Origin of the sequence: Bacillus sp. J14TS2 (assembly GCF_018333015.1) — a bacterium.
GTDB lineage: Bacteria > Bacillota > Bacilli > Bacillales > Bacillaceae_C > Lederbergia.
Window position 1 is genome coordinate 47,237 of record NZ_BORE01000018.1, and the last position, 15,187, is coordinate 62,423.

13 protein-coding genes are annotated in these 15,187 nt (G+C 38.2%); 7 read left to right on the forward strand and 6 right to left on the reverse strand.

Features of this window, described 5'->3' with window-relative positions; translation table 11 throughout:
* Nucleotides 1–6 precede the first annotated feature (6 nt).
* From KI375_RS28030 to addA, 5 genes are all read left to right on the forward strand, one after another.
* Complete coding sequence (locus KI375_RS28030; protein WP_374706892.1) at nt 7–393, forward strand: competence protein ComK; 387 nt, start codon at nt 7–9, stop codon at nt 391–393.
* Between the two features lie 719 nt (nt 394–1,112).
* The gene (locus KI375_RS22460) at nt 1,113–3,110 is read left to right on the forward strand and encodes a S9 family peptidase (protein ID WP_212975635.1); all 1,998 of its coding nucleotides are present in this window, start codon (nt 1,113–1,115) and stop codon (nt 3,108–3,110) included.
* Between the two features lie 197 nt (nt 3,111–3,307).
* Nucleotides 3,308–3,916, forward strand: coding sequence for a TVP38/TMEM64 family protein (locus KI375_RS22465; RefSeq protein WP_212975636.1), 609 nt, complete (start codon nt 3,308–3,310; stop codon nt 3,914–3,916).
* A 153-nt stretch (nt 3,917–4,069) separates the two neighbouring features.
* Nucleotides 4,070–7,579, forward strand: a complete 3,510-nt coding sequence (addB, locus tag KI375_RS22470) for a helicase-exonuclease AddAB subunit AddB (RefSeq protein ID WP_212975637.1) — start codon at nt 4,070–4,072, stop codon at nt 7,577–7,579.
* Entirely contained in the window at nt 7,551–11,285 is a 3,735-nt protein-coding gene (gene addA, locus KI375_RS22475; protein WP_212975638.1) for a helicase-exonuclease AddAB subunit AddA, read from the forward strand. The genes addB and addA overlap by 29 nt, the downstream gene beginning before the upstream one ends.
* 88 nt (nt 11,286–11,373) lie before the next feature.
* On the opposite strand, the gene KI375_RS22480 is transcribed toward addA, so the two are convergent.
* From KI375_RS22480 to KI375_RS22505, 6 genes are read right to left on the reverse strand one after another with little or no spacing between them, the layout of a single operon-like run.
* A complete protein-coding gene (locus tag KI375_RS22480) occupies nt 11,374–11,592 on the reverse strand; it encodes a spore germination protein (protein ID WP_212975639.1) in 219 nt (72 codons plus the stop codon).
* A gap of 3 nt (nt 11,593–11,595) precedes the next feature.
* Nucleotides 11,596–11,988 carry a spore germination protein GerPE gene (locus KI375_RS22485; RefSeq protein ID WP_212975640.1) on the reverse strand — a complete coding sequence of 131 codons (393 nt, stop codon included), beginning with the start codon at nt 11,986–11,988 and terminating at the stop codon, nt 11,596–11,598.
* On the reverse strand, nt 11,975–12,166 hold the full coding sequence (locus tag KI375_RS22490) for a spore gernimation protein GerPD (protein ID WP_212975641.1): 192 nt from the start codon (nt 12,164–12,166) through the stop codon (nt 11,975–11,977). The genes KI375_RS22485 and KI375_RS22490 overlap by 14 nt, the downstream gene beginning before the upstream one ends.
* Nucleotides 12,163–12,759 carry a spore germination protein GerPC gene (gene gerPC / locus KI375_RS22495; protein ID WP_212975642.1) on the reverse strand — a complete coding sequence of 199 codons (597 nt, stop codon included), beginning with the start codon at nt 12,757–12,759 and terminating at the stop codon, nt 12,163–12,165. Before gerPC ends, KI375_RS22490 begins: the two co-directional genes overlap by 4 nt.
* A 28-nt stretch (nt 12,760–12,787) precedes the next feature.
* A complete protein-coding gene (locus KI375_RS22500; RefSeq protein WP_212975643.1) occupies nt 12,788–13,006 on the reverse strand; it encodes a spore germination protein GerPB in 219 nt (72 codons plus the stop codon).
* Nucleotides 13,007–13,028: 22 nt separating this feature from the next.
* Nucleotides 13,029–13,250 carry a spore germination protein gene (locus tag KI375_RS22505; protein WP_207450878.1) on the reverse strand — a complete coding sequence of 74 codons (222 nt, stop codon included), beginning with the start codon at nt 13,248–13,250 and terminating at the stop codon, nt 13,029–13,031.
* Nucleotides 13,251–13,426: 176 nt separating this feature from the next.
* Here KI375_RS22505 and KI375_RS22510 point away from each other — a divergent pair, with 176 nt between their 5' ends.
* Nucleotides 13,427–14,599, forward strand: a complete 1,173-nt coding sequence (locus KI375_RS22510; protein ID WP_212975644.1) for a DUF418 domain-containing protein — start codon at nt 13,427–13,429, stop codon at nt 14,597–14,599.
* A 132-nt stretch (nt 14,600–14,731) separates the two neighbouring features.
* Nucleotides 14,732–15,106 (forward strand): YisL family protein, encoded by a 375-nt coding sequence (locus KI375_RS22515; RefSeq protein WP_212975645.1) that lies wholly within the window; start codon nt 14,732–14,734, stop codon nt 15,104–15,106.
* Nucleotides 15,107–15,187 lie beyond the last annotated feature (81 nt).

Below are 15,187 nucleotides of genomic sequence, written 5' to 3' on the forward strand. Positions count from 1 at the left end.
ACTATCATAACCTACGAAGGACGAAGAAATGGAACAACGAAATTAATTAATATTACCCACAAAGCACCGATCCTCTTAGAATCACACACACCAATTTATTTTTTCCCAACTAAGTCACCTCAACACGAACTTTGCGTATGGATTGCCCATGATCAAGTAAAATCTAGTCGAAAAGGAGACACTAACACTACAACAGTTGTGACGTTTCGAAATAACGGTGAATATACCGTTTCCATCTCGGTTACTCCTTTTAAAACCCAAATGTTACGAACAGCTATGCTTAGAATCGAATATGAGAAAAGTATTGAAAGGATTGAAATGTATAATCTATTAAAGCAATCCTATTTTATGAAAGCTTCTGAGGAAGGAAGACCCTATCGGCCATATAAATAATGTAGGCCAAAGATGATTTCACAAATGGAGGCTGGGACATAATTAAAATACCAAGCTCAAAGATGAGCAACGCATTACCTTAGCGAAGGGAAATATATGCGAGAAGTATGGCAAGCCCCGGGAGGAGGAGCCTGAAGAGACTTGCCACTCGTAGCGGAAAGTAAAGTATATTTCTGAAGCGGGGGATATGCATCATACCAGCTCGTTTTTTTCTTTGGTGAAAATACTTATGTCTCAGCCTTGCTATCTCTTCTTTCCAATCTAACCCCTCCAATAATTCTTCAGTTCCATGCTGCTATTTTGGATTAAAATAATTTCTTCATAGCTTTTATAAGTGACCAGTTCAATTATTTCTAAATCATATGGGGGAATCTTCGTCATACAATTCAATCTCGTTATTGGAGTGTTTGGCTTTATTTCGTTTTCTCAGCTATAAATCATTTGACAAGCAGCAAATTATGGAAAAAGATAAGAGGGAGAGAGATTAACATTAAAATGCGTGTTCAAGAAGCCCGATAAAAAGGACCAAGGCAGCGTAGCTTTGAGAAACGGACTTGTACAGGATGTACTGACTTCCGTGTTGCCCACAGGACGTGGGCGAGTTTAACGGAAGTTCCTCAGTTCCAATACGTGAGTACCGGAAAAGCAAGCCAACGCAGAAATTCGATGTGTCATTTTTGTTGGGCATTTTGAACAACCTCTTAAAGGGAGTGAGTTGGATGGAAAGAAAACAAGGAATGAAACCTGAAGATTTATACGAATTGAAAACAGTGGCAGATCCACAATTTTCACCAAATGGAGAAGAAGTGGTCTATATTGAGACTTATATAGATAAGGAAAAAGATGATTATGTCTCCAATCTTTTTTACATGAATTTAGATGAAAAGAAACCTATACAATGGACCTTTGGTCAAGGCAAAAACTCTTCACCTGTGTGGGCTCCAGATGGAAAACAGCTTGCTTTTGTTTCTTCTCGAGACGGTAAGCCACAAATCTATATCCTTTCTAAAAATGGTGGAGAAGCGCGGCAAATTACCTTTTCTAAAAATGGGGCAACAAATCCAGTCTGGTCTCCATGTGGGAAAAAATTAGCTTACTCAACAAAAATCAAACAAGATGAGTCGGTTCATGATCGTCCAGAGAAAGAGAAAAAAGATAAGGATATAAAACCACTGATTGTTGAGAAAATGAAATATAAATCCGATTCAGGCGGCTTTCTTGATGTAGAGCTAATTACACAGATTGCTGTTGTCGAGTTGGAGCGAAATCAGCTTGAAGCATTAACAAACAAAACATATGATTGTTATTTAGAAGCATGGTCGCCAGATGGAAAATACATATCCTATACAGCTAATGCGGCGGAAGACACAGATTTTTCCTTTGTAAGTGATCTCTTTTTACTTGAATTAGAAACGAAACAAAGCAAAAATATAACAGCTGAAATAGGTAGCTTTTCCCAGTCTTCATGGTCACCGAACAGCCGTTATGTGGCTTACGTAGGAAGCGAACGTGAATATGAAAATGCTACACAAGCAAAACTATGGATATATGATGTAGAGAAAGAGACAAAGATTTGCCTTACAGAAGCGCTTGATGCACCAGTTGGTGATTTTATTGTCGGTGATTTCTTACAAGGTGTTGTGTCTCCACGCGTTCAATGGTTAAATGATAGTCAAAGTTTTTATTTTCAAGTAACTGATCATGGAAACACGATGATCTATTTCGGGAATATCTCTGGAGAAATGTATCCCGCACTTAATGACGATGAACATGTATATGGTTTTTCTCTTAATACGAAGAACGATACGGCAGTTGCCTGTATTAGCTCACCGACTGAGCCGAGTGATCTGTATTATGTATATTTGCAGACAGGAAAGAAAGAACAGCTTACAGCGATAAATAAAGAGTTTCTAGCGACAAGAGCATTATCTTCTCCCGAGATGATTGAATTTCCAGGAAAAGACGGTTGGAATGTCCATGGGTGGATTATGAAACCAGTTCATTTTCAGGAGGGGAAAAAATATCCAACAATTTTAGAGATTCATGGTGGTCCCCATGCAATGTATGGTAATACTTATTTTAATGAGTTTCAAACACTTGCATCTGAGGAATATGTAGTATTATATATCAATCCTCGTGGAAGCCACGGCTATGGACAAGAATTCGTCAATGCTGTTCGTGGAGATTATGGTGGGGGAGATTATGAGGATTTAATGGCTGCTATGGATTTTGCCCTTCGTTCCTTTGAATATATTGATCAAGATCGGCTTGGCGTGACGGGTGGCAGTTACGGTGGATTTATGACTAATTGGATTGTAGGGCATACAGATCGTTTTAAAGCAGCTGTTACTCAGAGGTCGATTTGTAATTGGATAAGCTTTTATGGTGTTAGTGATATCGGCTATTACTTCACTGAATGGCAAATCTTAGCTGACCTAGAAGAAATAGATACTTTATGGAAACATTCACCGCTCAAATATGTAAAGCAAGTACAGACACCACTATTAATTTTACATAGTGAACAAGATTATCGTTGTCCGATTGAACAAGGAGAACAATTATTTATTGCATTAAAGAAGAACGGTAAAAAGACGAAGTTTATTCGTTTCCCTGAATCCAATCATGAATTATCGCGGAGTGGAAAACCAGATTTTCGCGTTAAACGCTTAGAATATATCCGTGACTGGTTTGCAGAATATATAGTGCCGATTGCCTGATGGCTGCTTCACTGCAAAATTCTAGTTACTCGCATATCCATACTTGTTTTCGAGATGGAACACCGGACGAATTTCGGTGTTCCTAAGGTAAGAATCATTACGAACTGCACATACATAACCTACCTTTTAAGAGCAGATTTTTTTTGATATAATCTCTAGTAGAATATCTTGCATAATGGATCGAGGAATAACAAATTATGGACTTTCATTCGTTTAAAGACTGGTTCACATTGGAAAATATTACGGATTTGATTGACCAATATCGCTCATTTGGGCCATTACCAGGAATTTTATTGCCATTGCTTGAAGCGTTCCTGCCTTTTTTGCCTTTGTTTCTTTTTGTATTAGCGAATGCGAATGCTTTTGGACTAGGATTAGGATTTCTATATTCTTGGATTGGTGCCTCGGTTGGCGCACTTCTCGTTTTTTTGCTTGTTCGAAGATATGGAGATACACGTGTATTTCGCTTTTTATTAAAACGTAAAAAAATCCAAAGTTTAACAATGTGGTTGGAGAAAAAAGGATTTGGTCCTTTATTTCTTTTATTATGCTTTCCATTCACCCCTTCAGCTATTGTAAATATTGTAGCTGGAATATCAAAGATTAGTGTTTACCAATATATGATCGCCGTTATTGGCGGGAAAGCAGTGATGATTTTCATATTAAGTTTTATCGGCTATGATATTATCTCATTAATCACTCAACCGATTCGGACGGCTATTGTGCTTGTAATCATCACGATTCTTTGGTTTATCGGCAAACAAATTGAAAGTAAAATTGTCGATAAGGTACAAGAGCGAGGGTAAACGGAGAAGTTACATAAATAGCATAAAAAATTAACAAAAATCTAAAAGTTACCTATGTTAGGTAACTTTTTTCAATAGGAATATGTGTTCTTTATGTTATAATAAAATTATTAAAGTAATTATACCCTCCATAAATAAAAGGAGTTGGAATAGATGTCTTTTCGATTTGTGATTGGGCGTTCAGGAACAGGAAAAACGACCATGTTTTTAAATGAAATAAAAGAGAAATTGGAAAATGAACCAAACGGACATCCGATTTTGTATATTGTTCCAGAACAAATGACCTTTTTGTCCGAAACCCAGCTAATCCATACATCTGGCGTTTCCGGGATGATCCGTGCTCAAGTGTATAGCTTAACAAGACTTGCTTGGCGTGTTCTACAGGAAACAGGCGGGGCAGGACGGAATCGGATTACGAGTACAGGTATAAATATGTTTATTCGTAAAATTGTTGAAGATCATAAAGAAGAACTAAAGCTATTTAAGAAAGCTTCGGATAAAACGGGATTTATTCAGCAAATCGAAACAGCGTTAACTGAATTTCAGCATTATTGTATTACACCTGAGGAACTGGCTGAGAAAAAAGCAGATTTAGCATTCGGAGCCGCAACCCGGGTGCTTGCTGATAAATTGCATGACCTAGAACTTTTATATCGCAAGTTTATTCAGGGGTTAGAAGGAAAGCATATAGGGACAAATGATTATTTAGATTTACTTGCAGAATCCATTAAAGATTCTAGCTACCTAAAAAATGCGGAGATTTATATAGATGGATTTCATCATTTCACACCACAGGAATATCGAGTGATTGAGGAATTGACAAAGCAGTGTAAACGAGTTTCGATCGCCCTTGTGCTTGATCGTCCATTTAAATACGGGATGGTACCAGATGACTTATATCTATTTAGAACGGCAGGAGAAACCTATTCTCGATTGTTTGAGCTTACACGTTCGAATCAAGTTGAACTAGAGGACGATGTCTTTTTATATCATACAAAGAGATTCGAAGAAGCAAGCCTACAACATCTACAGTCACAGTTTGAAAGGCGGCCCCTTCAAGCTTATTCCGAATCTCCAGCGATTGAATTAAAGATTGCTACGAATCGTCGATCAGAAATAGAAGGAATCGCTAGGGAAATTCGTCGGCTTGCTATGGAAGATGGATTTAGATATAAAGATATCGCGATTTTGTTGAGAAATGGACATGAATATCAGGAAATACTAGAATCGGTTTTCTACGATTATGATATTCCCTTTTTTCTTGATCAAAAACGAACGATGCTCAATCATCCTTTGATTGAATTTATTCGCAGTGCTCTGGAAGTGATCAGTAATCGATGGCGATATGAACCTGTTTTTCGCATGGTGAAAACGGACCTTTTATTTCCACTAAATGAAAATCTATCGAGACTAAGAGAGAAAATGGATCGACTTGAAAATTATTGTTTGGCCAATGGAATAAAAGGAGAGCAATGGACAAATTCAAAGAAATGGATATATAAACGTTACGCTGGTTTGGAGCTGGAAAATCTACCGCAAACAGAGGAAGAAAGAGAGCTAGAGGATGAAATAAATACGTCTCGCCAGCTCGTTGTCGCGCCGTTACAAAAATTAGCTAGACGAATGAAAAAGGCGCAAAATGGCCGAGAATTATGTGAAGCTGTCTATCTCTTGTTGGAGGAGCTAGAAATTCCAAGAAAACTTGAAATACGGAGTGTCGAAGCAGAGAAGTTAGGAAGACTACATGCAGCTAGGGAGCATGATCAAGCATGGGATACGGTCATGGGATTATTAGATGAATTTGTTGAAATCCTAGGTGATGAGCCATTATCTATCACAAAATTTATTGCGATATTGGATGCAGGGTTAGAGGCTGCGAAGTTTTCTTTGATCCCACCTGCTATCGATCAAGTCACTGTTGCTAATATGGAATTATCCAGACTTTCTTATGTGAAAGTTGCTTTTATAGCAGGATTGAATGATGGTGTCTTGCCGGCAAGCTTTGAAAACGAAGGTGTTTTTTCAGATGAGGATCGGACAAGTCTAGAACAAACGGGGATAAAACTGGCTCAAAATGGCAAGGACCTTGCTTTGGATGAGGATTTTATTGCTTATCGGGCTCTGACGATTGCGAGTCAGCAAATATACGTTTCTTATCCACTTGCAAATCAAGAGGGAAAAGCGCTATTGCCTTCTCCATACTTAAAAAGAATTCAAACATTATTTCCAGATATGAAAACAAGCTATGAAGTGAATGAACCAATTGAATTAGAGTTTGAGGAACAATTATCCTATATCTCTCATCCGACCACAGCCATTGCTTATTTATCAAGGCAATTGCAAATGAAGACAAGAAATTATCCAACCGCTGATTTTTGGTGGGATGTGTATAATTTTTTTATAGAGAATCCAGAACGAAAAATAAAAGCAGAGCGCATTTTTTCCAGCTTGTTTTCTCATAATCAGACGAGAAAATTATCAGATGAAACAAGTCAAGCGCTGTATGGAAAAGAAATAGTGGCAAGTGTGTCAAGGATGGAATTATTTCATGCCTGTCCATTTTCACATTTTAGTGCACATGGGCTGCGGTTACATGAAAGAGATATTTTTCGATTGGAGGCCCCTCATATAGGGGATCTATTCCATGCAGCCTTAAAATGGATCGCCAACAAAATCAGACAGCAGGACTTAGAGTGGAGACTATTAAAATACTCAGAATGTGTAAAATTAGCGAAAGAGGCAGTTCATGAGTTGGCTCCTAAGCTCTTAAACCAAATATTATTAAGTACCAATCGCTATTTTTATATTAAGAGAAAACTGGAACAAATTATTGCTAGAGCTACTTTTACTCTTGGACAGCATGCGAAATCAAGTGAATTTGATCCAGTCGGAGTAGAGTTAGCTTTTGGTCCATTTAAAGATTTGCCGCCTTTAACCTTTTCGCTCAAAAATGGGACAAAAATGCAGCTTCAGGGGAGAATTGACCGGGTGGACAAAGCAGAAGATGAGAATGGGCTTTACTTAAGGGTGATCGATTATAAATCTAGTGCGAGAGCATTGGATTTAAATGAAGTTTTATATGGATTGTCTCTACAAATGTTGACCTATTTAGATATTGTCATCACTCACGCACCGCGATTAATTGGAACAGATGCCATTCCAGCGGGTGTTCTCTATTTCCATGTTCATAATCCGATGGTGGAAAGTGAGCAAAATTTATCCGAAGATCAGATTGAACAGGAAATTTTAAAGCATTTTAAAATGAAGGGTCTGCTTCTTGGACAGGCAGATGCGATTCAATTAATGGATACTTCCTTAACTTCTGGGACATCGAATCTTATCCCGGCGGGTTTGAAAAAAGACGGTCACATAACTTCTAAATCCAGTGCCGCTAGTCGCGAAGATTTTGGCGCTTTGCAACATTATGTAAGACAACTTTATAAAGATTCCGGGGATCGGATTATGGACGGCCAGGTAGATATTGCTCCATATAAGTTAAATGATCGAACACCATGTCAGTTTTGTGCTTTTAAACCTGTTTGTCAGTTTGATCCTTCACAAGAGGAAAATGATTATCGCCTGATCCCCAAACGAACAGTGGACAATGCTTTGGCGACGATAAAGGAGGCTGTCTATGAAAACGAGCATTCCCATAAAGCCTAAATCTGTTACATGGACAGATGATCAATGGAAGGCCATTATGGCAAAAGGACAAGATATTTTAGTTGCAGCAGCAGCAGGCTCAGGAAAAACTGCTGTCCTGGTAGAGCGGATCATAAAAAAAATAATAGCCAAGGATGACCCAGTGAATGTCGATCAACTTTTGGTCGTTACATTCACAAATGCAGCGGCTGCGGAAATGAGACACAGGATTGGCGAGGCGTTAGAGAAGGCGATCGAGGAAGAGCCAGCATCGACTCATTTACGCAGACAATTAGGTCTCTTAAATAGTGCTTCATTCTCCACTTTGCATTCATTTTGCTTAAATGTGGTCAGAAGTCATTACTATTTAGTTGATATTGATCCAGGCTTTCGAATTGCTGATCAAACAGAGGCTGATCTTCTTCGGGATGAAGTGCTGGATGATGTTTTTGAATATGAATATGGCTTGGAAGAAAATGAAGCTTTTTTCCAACTTGTCGATACGTTCACAAATGATCGAAGTGATCATGCTTTACAAGAATTAGTATTTAAATTGTATGATTTTTCGCGGTCACACCCTAATCCTGATCAATGGTTAGAGCAAATTGTGACGATGTATGATCTTAAAGATGATCAGGTGATTGATGAGTTACCGTTTATGAATGCATTAAAATTTGATATTCAGCTTCAGTTAGCAGCAGCAAAGGACATGCTTCGTTCAGCAGTGGAAATCGCCCAACTTCCTGGTGGACCTTCTCCACGGGAAGATAACTATCTTGATGATCTTTTAATTGTAAAAGATCTAGAAGAGGCCTATTTACAAGGTTGGGAAAAGCTTTATGAAAGAATGAATCAATGGAAATTCTCAAGGGCAAAAACCTGTAAAGGAGAGGAATATGACCCTGCATTGATCGAGGAAGCGGATCAATATCGAAAACAGGCGAAAGCGATATTAGAAAAATTGAAAAAAGAGCTTTTTTCAAGAAAGCCAGCTTCATTTTTAAAAGATATGAAAGAAATGAAAATGGTTCTAAAAAACTTAATCGAATTAGTAAAGACTTTTGCCCAGCAATATTCATTGAAAAAGGCAGAGAAAGCACTTGTTGATTTTGCTGATTTGGAACATCTCTGTTTAGAAATTCTATTAAATAAGGCAGATTCGCTGATCAGCCCTTCGGAAATTGCCCTCTCCTATCGTAATCAGTATAAAGAGGTTATGGTGGATGAGTATCAAGATGTCAACTTGGTTCAAGAAACCATTCTACGTCTTGTCACAGCTGAAAATGAGAATGAAGGGAATTTATTTATGGTTGGGGATGTGAAGCAATCGATTTATCGTTTTCGCTTAGCAGAACCGAATCTTTTCCTAGATAAATATTTACGTTTTTCTTCTATTGGTGAAGAATCTGGGCTGCGGATTGATTTATCTAAGAATTTTCGCAGTCGAGGAGAAGTCTTAGAAGGTGTTAATTTTATCTTTAAACAAATTATGGGGTCGACAGTGGGGGAAATAGAATATAGTCGAGATGCGGAGTTAGTCAAGGGAGCGGGATACACAGAAATTGAATCAGATCGTTTTCCAGTAGAAATTGCGCTTGTGGATCGATCAGATGAGCGTGAAGAACCACCAGCTGAAAATGAAGATCACGAGCTAATGGAACTTGAACAAGCACAATTAGAAGCTCGTTTCATCGCCCAAAAAATTAGGACCATAATCGATGAGCGAAAAACTATCTATCATGTAAAATCGCAAGAGGAAAAACCAGTCCGTTACAAAGATATTGTCATCCTTGTACGTTCACTCGGAATGGCGCCAAATATTGTTGATGAATGTAAAAGCTTAGGAATACCGGTGTACGCGGATCTATCAACGGGGTATTTTGAAGCAATAGAAGTGTCCATTATGCTGTCTTTATTAAAAGTGATAGACAATCCGGATCAAGATATTCCGCTTGCTGCTGTACTCCGATCCCCGATTATCGGTCTAAATGAGGAAGAGCTTGCACATATTCGGATCCAATCAAGGAAAAAAAGCTATTATCATGCTATGAAGCAATTTATTGCCACTTTACCTGACCCAAAATATACACGGGCACATCAGCGTGTATCACAGCTATTTTCCCAATTAGACGAATGGAGAAGTATGGCTAGAGAAGGCTCCCTATCAGAATTAATCTGGCAATTATATCGAGATACTGACTTCTATGAATTTGTTGGTGGACTCCCTGGAGGAAAACAACGTCAAGCAAATCTTCGTGTCTTATATGATCGGGCTTGTCAATATGAGATAACCTCTTTTCAAGGTTTATTTCGTTTTCTAAGATTTATTGAGAGAATGCAAGAGCGAGGTAATGATTTAGGTGTAGCTCGAACGCTCGGTGAGGAAGAAGATGTCGTTCGTATTATGACCATTCATTCCAGTAAAGGATTGGAATTTCCTGTCGTCTTTGTTGGAGGAATTGGAAAAAAATTTAATATGAGGGATATTCAAAGCAGTTTCTTATTTGATAAGGAATATGGATTTGCTAGTAAATACGTCAACCCAGAAAGAAGGATCTCTTATCCTTCACTACCGCAAATCGCTTTACGAAAAAAGAAAAAAATGGAGCTATTAGCAGAAGAAATGAGAATTTTATACGTTGCTATGACAAGAGCAAAGGAAAAATTGTATTTAATTGGCAGTGTAAAGAATCTCGAAAAAGCAGTGAAAAAATGGTCAAATGTAGGGAGAACATCTGGGTGGTTACTTCAAGACCACGAACGAGCGGCTGCGACCTCTTATTTGGACTGGATCGGCAGAGCGCTCATCAGGCATGAACAAACGGAGGCATTTTCAAACGGAATGGAGTTCACTCCACTTCAGCATCCTTCGCAATGGAGAATTGAGATCGTAAATCAGAATTCTTTGTTAGAGGAAAGGGGCGAGGAGGAGTCGGCTGATGGAGAATGGTTGAAGAATGTTCGCGAAGGAGAGGTTATCCCAGTTACTTCACCTGTAAAAGAAGTGATCTATAAAAGATTGGATTGGAAGTATCCACATTCAATCGCCACAGAAAAGATGTCGAAGCAATCAGTGACAGAGCTTAAAAGACTTTTTGAAATAAAGGATGAGGCCAGCGGTACTCAACTGGTCAATCAGGTGCAAAAACCTTTGTATGATCGACCAAAGTTCATGAAGAAAAAAGGCCAATTATCCTCAACTGAAATTGGAACAGCAATGCATACAGTGATGCAACATATTAATCTTTCACTCCCTCCGACATTAGCATCCATTGAAGAGCTGTTGGATGAACTTATAGGCAAGGAAATCCTTACATTGGAGCAAATGGAAGTTATTCCAAGTGAGCAAATTGTCCATTTTTTTGAACAAAAGCTGGGGAAGGCATTGCTGGCAGCAAACAAAGTATATCGTGAAGTACCTTTTACGATGGGAATTCCCGCCCATAGAATATATTCTGATTGGGAAAGTCAAGAGGAGAATATTTTGGTGCAAGGAATTATTGATTGTGTTTGGGAAAACGATGAGGGGATATTTCTATTAGATTACAAAACAGATACGATCCAAGGGAAGTTTCCAGGTGGTTTTGCACAAGCCAAACCCATCCTTGCTAAACGTTATCAAGTACAGTTAGATCTATATGAGCAAGCCCTACAGGAGATATGGGGAGTTCCTGTAAAAGAGAAATATTTATATTTCTTTGATGGAGGTCATTTATTGTCCTTATAAAACTCGTACTTACTCTATTATTGTTTGGTAACTAGAAAAAGAGGAGTGTCCAAAAAAGCCAGCTCATCACCTTTTTTGGACATCCTCTTTAATTATTCCCAACAGTTGGTTGATCAATTAAACTACTATCGACAGTTCCATTTGCACTAATTCCATTTAAGATAGCAATTAATGCTCCGGTACTGTTGGAACCAGATCCTGCGGTTGCTTTGCTACTTGCTTTTGGAGAGATAACAGCCGTATCTCCAAAATGCACAGTTCCGCCCTCTACATTAAAAATTTGTACAGGTCCAATTAAAGCAGGCATTTTTTATTCTCCTTCCTCTTCATTTAAAATTTCAGCTGGTAGATGTCTTATATGATGAACTCTTGAATCCATGGATACATTACGAGTGTTTCCAATTTGCGTAATGGCAGAAGCGGACAGTCCCATGATTTTGATACTTCGTACTTGAATATTCGGTAAAGCATTATATTTTTCAATTCTGGGAAGCTCAGGGAGTGGCGGCATAGATGGAGTTTCAGAAAAAATAGCATATGCATCAAAATTTCCTTCATTGCCAAGAAAGATTTCCTCTTTGCGGTGATCCGCCAATGCTCGGGAGAAGCCTCTTGTTTGAACCGTGTCACCAATTTCAAGAATGGAGCTGAAGACTATATTGGTGATATTAATGATTCGAACCATTGAATTACGTTTCCACATTTTCATTCTCCAATGGAAGTGGAAAGGGTCCGATAATTAAGGATTCTGGTGGGGTATCGAAAGAGGAGGCTAATTGAATTGTGTCTGCATCTCCAACTAATAATAATGAAGAGGTGGTAACACCTGTAATTTTGATATCTCCCACACAAAGTTCTCGATTAATGACATGTAAATTCATCCTAAGTCTCCTTTTTTATTTTCTTGCCCTTGAGGTACTTGGGATATAAAAGCATAGATCCCCTGATGAATATCTTCAACAATCTGCTGATAAATATTCTCTGTTTGCTGGTCCTCTGTTTGCTCTCGATTTGAATGATGTAAGGATTGCTGAATATAATGGTCGATTCTAGCGGGCAATTGTTTTTGAATATCTTCTTTGATGAGTTTTCTATACTGGATATTTAGTTTCTTACTCACCTTTTTTTCCGTTTCTTCTACAATTGAATCCACATTCTCATCTAGGTGTTGATTCACCCTTTCGATAAGCTGCTCCTTTAATTGCGTACGATCGCTATATGGTTTTAGGGGCAGTGACATGTCTTCGATGTTATCAAGGTCAGAGGGGTTTAATCCAATGTTTAATGTCCCTTCCAATGTCTCGACCTTTAATTGATCAAATTTATATTCTAATTTTTCCACAACGATGGACGGCTTTTGCTTCAATTGCTTAAGCTCCGTATTTATTGTATCTAGAGAAGTTTTCAGCTGTTTCAGTTCTTTTTGCTGATGTTGGACTTGTTCGTACAGTTGTTGTAAGTAATAAGGGTCCATTTTGCACCACCTTCCAACAGAATATTCATTAGCTCAAAGGAACAAGGCTCGGCTCTGCCGTTGTTTCACCGACGGTTTCAAGGTTTTTTGGTACCGCTGGTGCTGGAGTTGTGTAACCTCCTGTGTTGTAGAGATGAGAAGCAGGGGTGATCACACCTGCAGTTCCGATCTGCAGAACCGAGGAATTGGTTAGAGCACCAATCTTAATTGCTTGGATATGAATAGTTTGTTGAACATGAATCGTCATAACATTCTCTCCTAATAAAAATTTATAGCGTAAACATGATGCCTTGATCTAGTGTATCGTTGTCATACGTATTTGTAGCAGAATAATGGTTCGTAACAGTGATTTCATCTCCTGTATTAAATGATCCAGCTCCTGCAAATACTTTAGATGAAGAAACAGGATGTAGTTGAAAAACATCCCCAACATTAAAAATTCCAGAGCCACTTATACTAATGATTTGAACGGCTCCGACAAAACCTGGCATGACCGTTCACTCCTTTTTTTCCGTTTCTTAAGACATGTTCAATAATGTGGGAATTTTTAATTCGAGAGATTGTAACAATTTAGTTTATGAAAAGAGAAAAGAAATTGTGCTATCATACCAGTAAGGTTAGAATAAATAGGATGCTAAGAAAAGGAGATGGGGGAGAGGGATAAGTGATGGAACGTTCTATAGGGCCCATTTTAACAAGGGATCGACTACAGTCGCTTGATAGTTTAAGAGGGTTTTCTCTACTAGGAATTTTTATTGTCAATATGCTCAGTTTTCATTCGCCTTTTAGTTATTATAACCCGTATGAATGGTGGCAATATGACGATTTAACCTCTTATATGTGGGTGGATATTTTCGTGCAAGCAAGCTTTTATCCGATATTTGCAATGATGTTTGGCTATGGCATGGTGTTAATGCAGGATCGCTTTCGTATAAAAGATACTTCATTTTTGAAGGTAAGTGTGCGTAGGCTTCTCGTCCTACTGGTATTTGGAATCATTCATGCTTTTCTCGTTTGGCATGGAGACATTCTTATTACATACGCATTAATGGGGTTATTATTACTTCCTATGCTCAGATTATCTGGTCCACTTTTATTGTCTATCGGGGCTTCCATATATATACTGCCACAATTATTTATGAGTTTTATATTCATCATGATATCTGTCATCGATACTTCCACTCTCGGAGAATTTACAGATATTATGAATCTAGAACTCTCTGCTGAGGTTTATGCTGAGGGCACATTTTGGGAAATCACTCAAAGACGAATATTAGATTGGTATATGGCGAATGGTCCGGCAAATTTTGTTATGATCATCTTTATGATCCTTCCTTTAATGATGATCGGAGCAGGAGCAGCAAAATTAAAATGGCTAGAAAAAGCGAATCATCGCAAAGGATTATGGATTATAGTATTTTTTGTGTTTTTATTACTTGGTTTGGCTGGAAAGATTCTACCCCTTGCATTTGGTCAAACCATTAGTTATCAATACATACAGGATATGGTTGGGGGCCCATTATTAAGTGTCGCTTATATTGCCCTTATCGTCTTATTGATGTCTAATCGGTTTATTGCAAAAATATTCCAACCTCTTGCGAGTGCTGGGAGAATGTCGATCACTATTTATATAAGCCAATCGATTATTGGAACATTGATTTTTTATTCATATGGATTAGGTTTGTATGGAAAGATATCCGTAGCAGAGGGCACCTGGCTAGCAATTGGGATCTTTGTTTTACAAGTTATTTTTGCGGAAATTTGGTTGTCTAAATTTAAGCAAGGTCCTGTAGAAAAGCTTTGGCGCATTTTTACTTATGGACGAAATAAGAAGACATGAGCTGCGACTGAGAGTGATAAGAGACAAAAGCTACAATATTGTGAAATAGATGGTTAATTCTGTGGTTTTCAGCCTATATATGATAATATGAAAGCAAATTGTTATCCAGTTGTTATTTTGAGGAGGAAAGATATGTTTGATAATACACATGCCCATATTACGACATGGGTGATCGCAATCATCTTATTTATCGTTGCTGTCGCTCTGCATAAAAGTGGCAAAGAAAAGGCAATGACTATTGTACAAATGATCTTACGTGTTTTTTATTTGTTGATTATCACAACAGGAGTGTTGCTTTTTTCTAAATGGAGCAGCGTTGACCCAGCTCTTTATGGGGTGAAGTTTCTCTTTGGAATAATCGTCATTGGAATGATGGAAATGGTTTTGATCCGGACAAAGCGTGGTAAAAATACAGGCATGTTCTGGGCAATTCTTATCATCGCTTTTATCGTCACTTTTTATCTTGGTGCAAGGCTTCCACTTGGTTGGAACTGGTTTGCATCTTAAAAGATGATGTTCAAAAAGTCCAATAAAAATGACTTTGAACACGCTAAAAAACCGCATGATTGCGGTTTTTTTCTTGGAGGT

What these genes read in the sequence shown, in the direction of transcription:
- KI375_RS22460 (WP_212975635.1), top strand. Translation starts at nt 1,113, where the DNA reads ATGGAAAGAAAACAAGGAATGAAACCTGAAGATTTATACGAATTGAAA.
- KI375_RS22485 (WP_212975640.1), bottom strand. Translation starts at nt 11,988, where the DNA reads ATGTGGAAACGTAATTCAATGGTTCGAATCATTAATATCACCAATATA.
- gerPC (WP_212975642.1), bottom strand. Translation starts at nt 12,759, where the DNA reads ATGGACCCTTATTACTTACAACAACTGTACGAACAAGTCCAACATCAG.
- KI375_RS22500 (WP_212975643.1), bottom strand. Translation starts at nt 13,006, where the DNA reads ATGACGATTCATGTTCAACAAACTATTCATATCCAAGCAATTAAGATT.
- KI375_RS22465 (WP_212975636.1), top strand. Translation starts at nt 3,308, where the DNA reads ATGGACTTTCATTCGTTTAAAGACTGGTTCACATTGGAAAATATTACG.
- KI375_RS22510 (WP_212975644.1), top strand. Translation starts at nt 13,427, where the DNA reads ATGGAACGTTCTATAGGGCCCATTTTAACAAGGGATCGACTACAGTCG.
- KI375_RS22515 (WP_212975645.1), top strand. Translation starts at nt 14,732, where the DNA reads ATGTTTGATAATACACATGCCCATATTACGACATGGGTGATCGCAATC.
- KI375_RS22490 (WP_212975641.1), bottom strand. Translation starts at nt 12,166, where the DNA reads ATGAATTTACATGTCATTAATCGAGAACTTTGTGTGGGAGATATCAAA.
- KI375_RS22480 (WP_212975639.1), bottom strand. Translation starts at nt 11,592, where the DNA reads ATGCCTGCTTTAATTGGACCTGTACAAATTTTTAATGTAGAGGGCGGA.
- addA (WP_212975638.1), top strand. Translation starts at nt 7,551, where the DNA reads ATGAAAACGAGCATTCCCATAAAGCCTAAATCTGTTACATGGACAGAT.
- KI375_RS22505 (WP_207450878.1), bottom strand. Translation starts at nt 13,250, where the DNA reads ATGCCAGGTTTTGTCGGAGCCGTTCAAATCATTAGTATAAGTGGCTCT.
- addB (WP_212975637.1), top strand. Translation starts at nt 4,070, where the DNA reads ATGTCTTTTCGATTTGTGATTGGGCGTTCAGGAACAGGAAAAACGACC.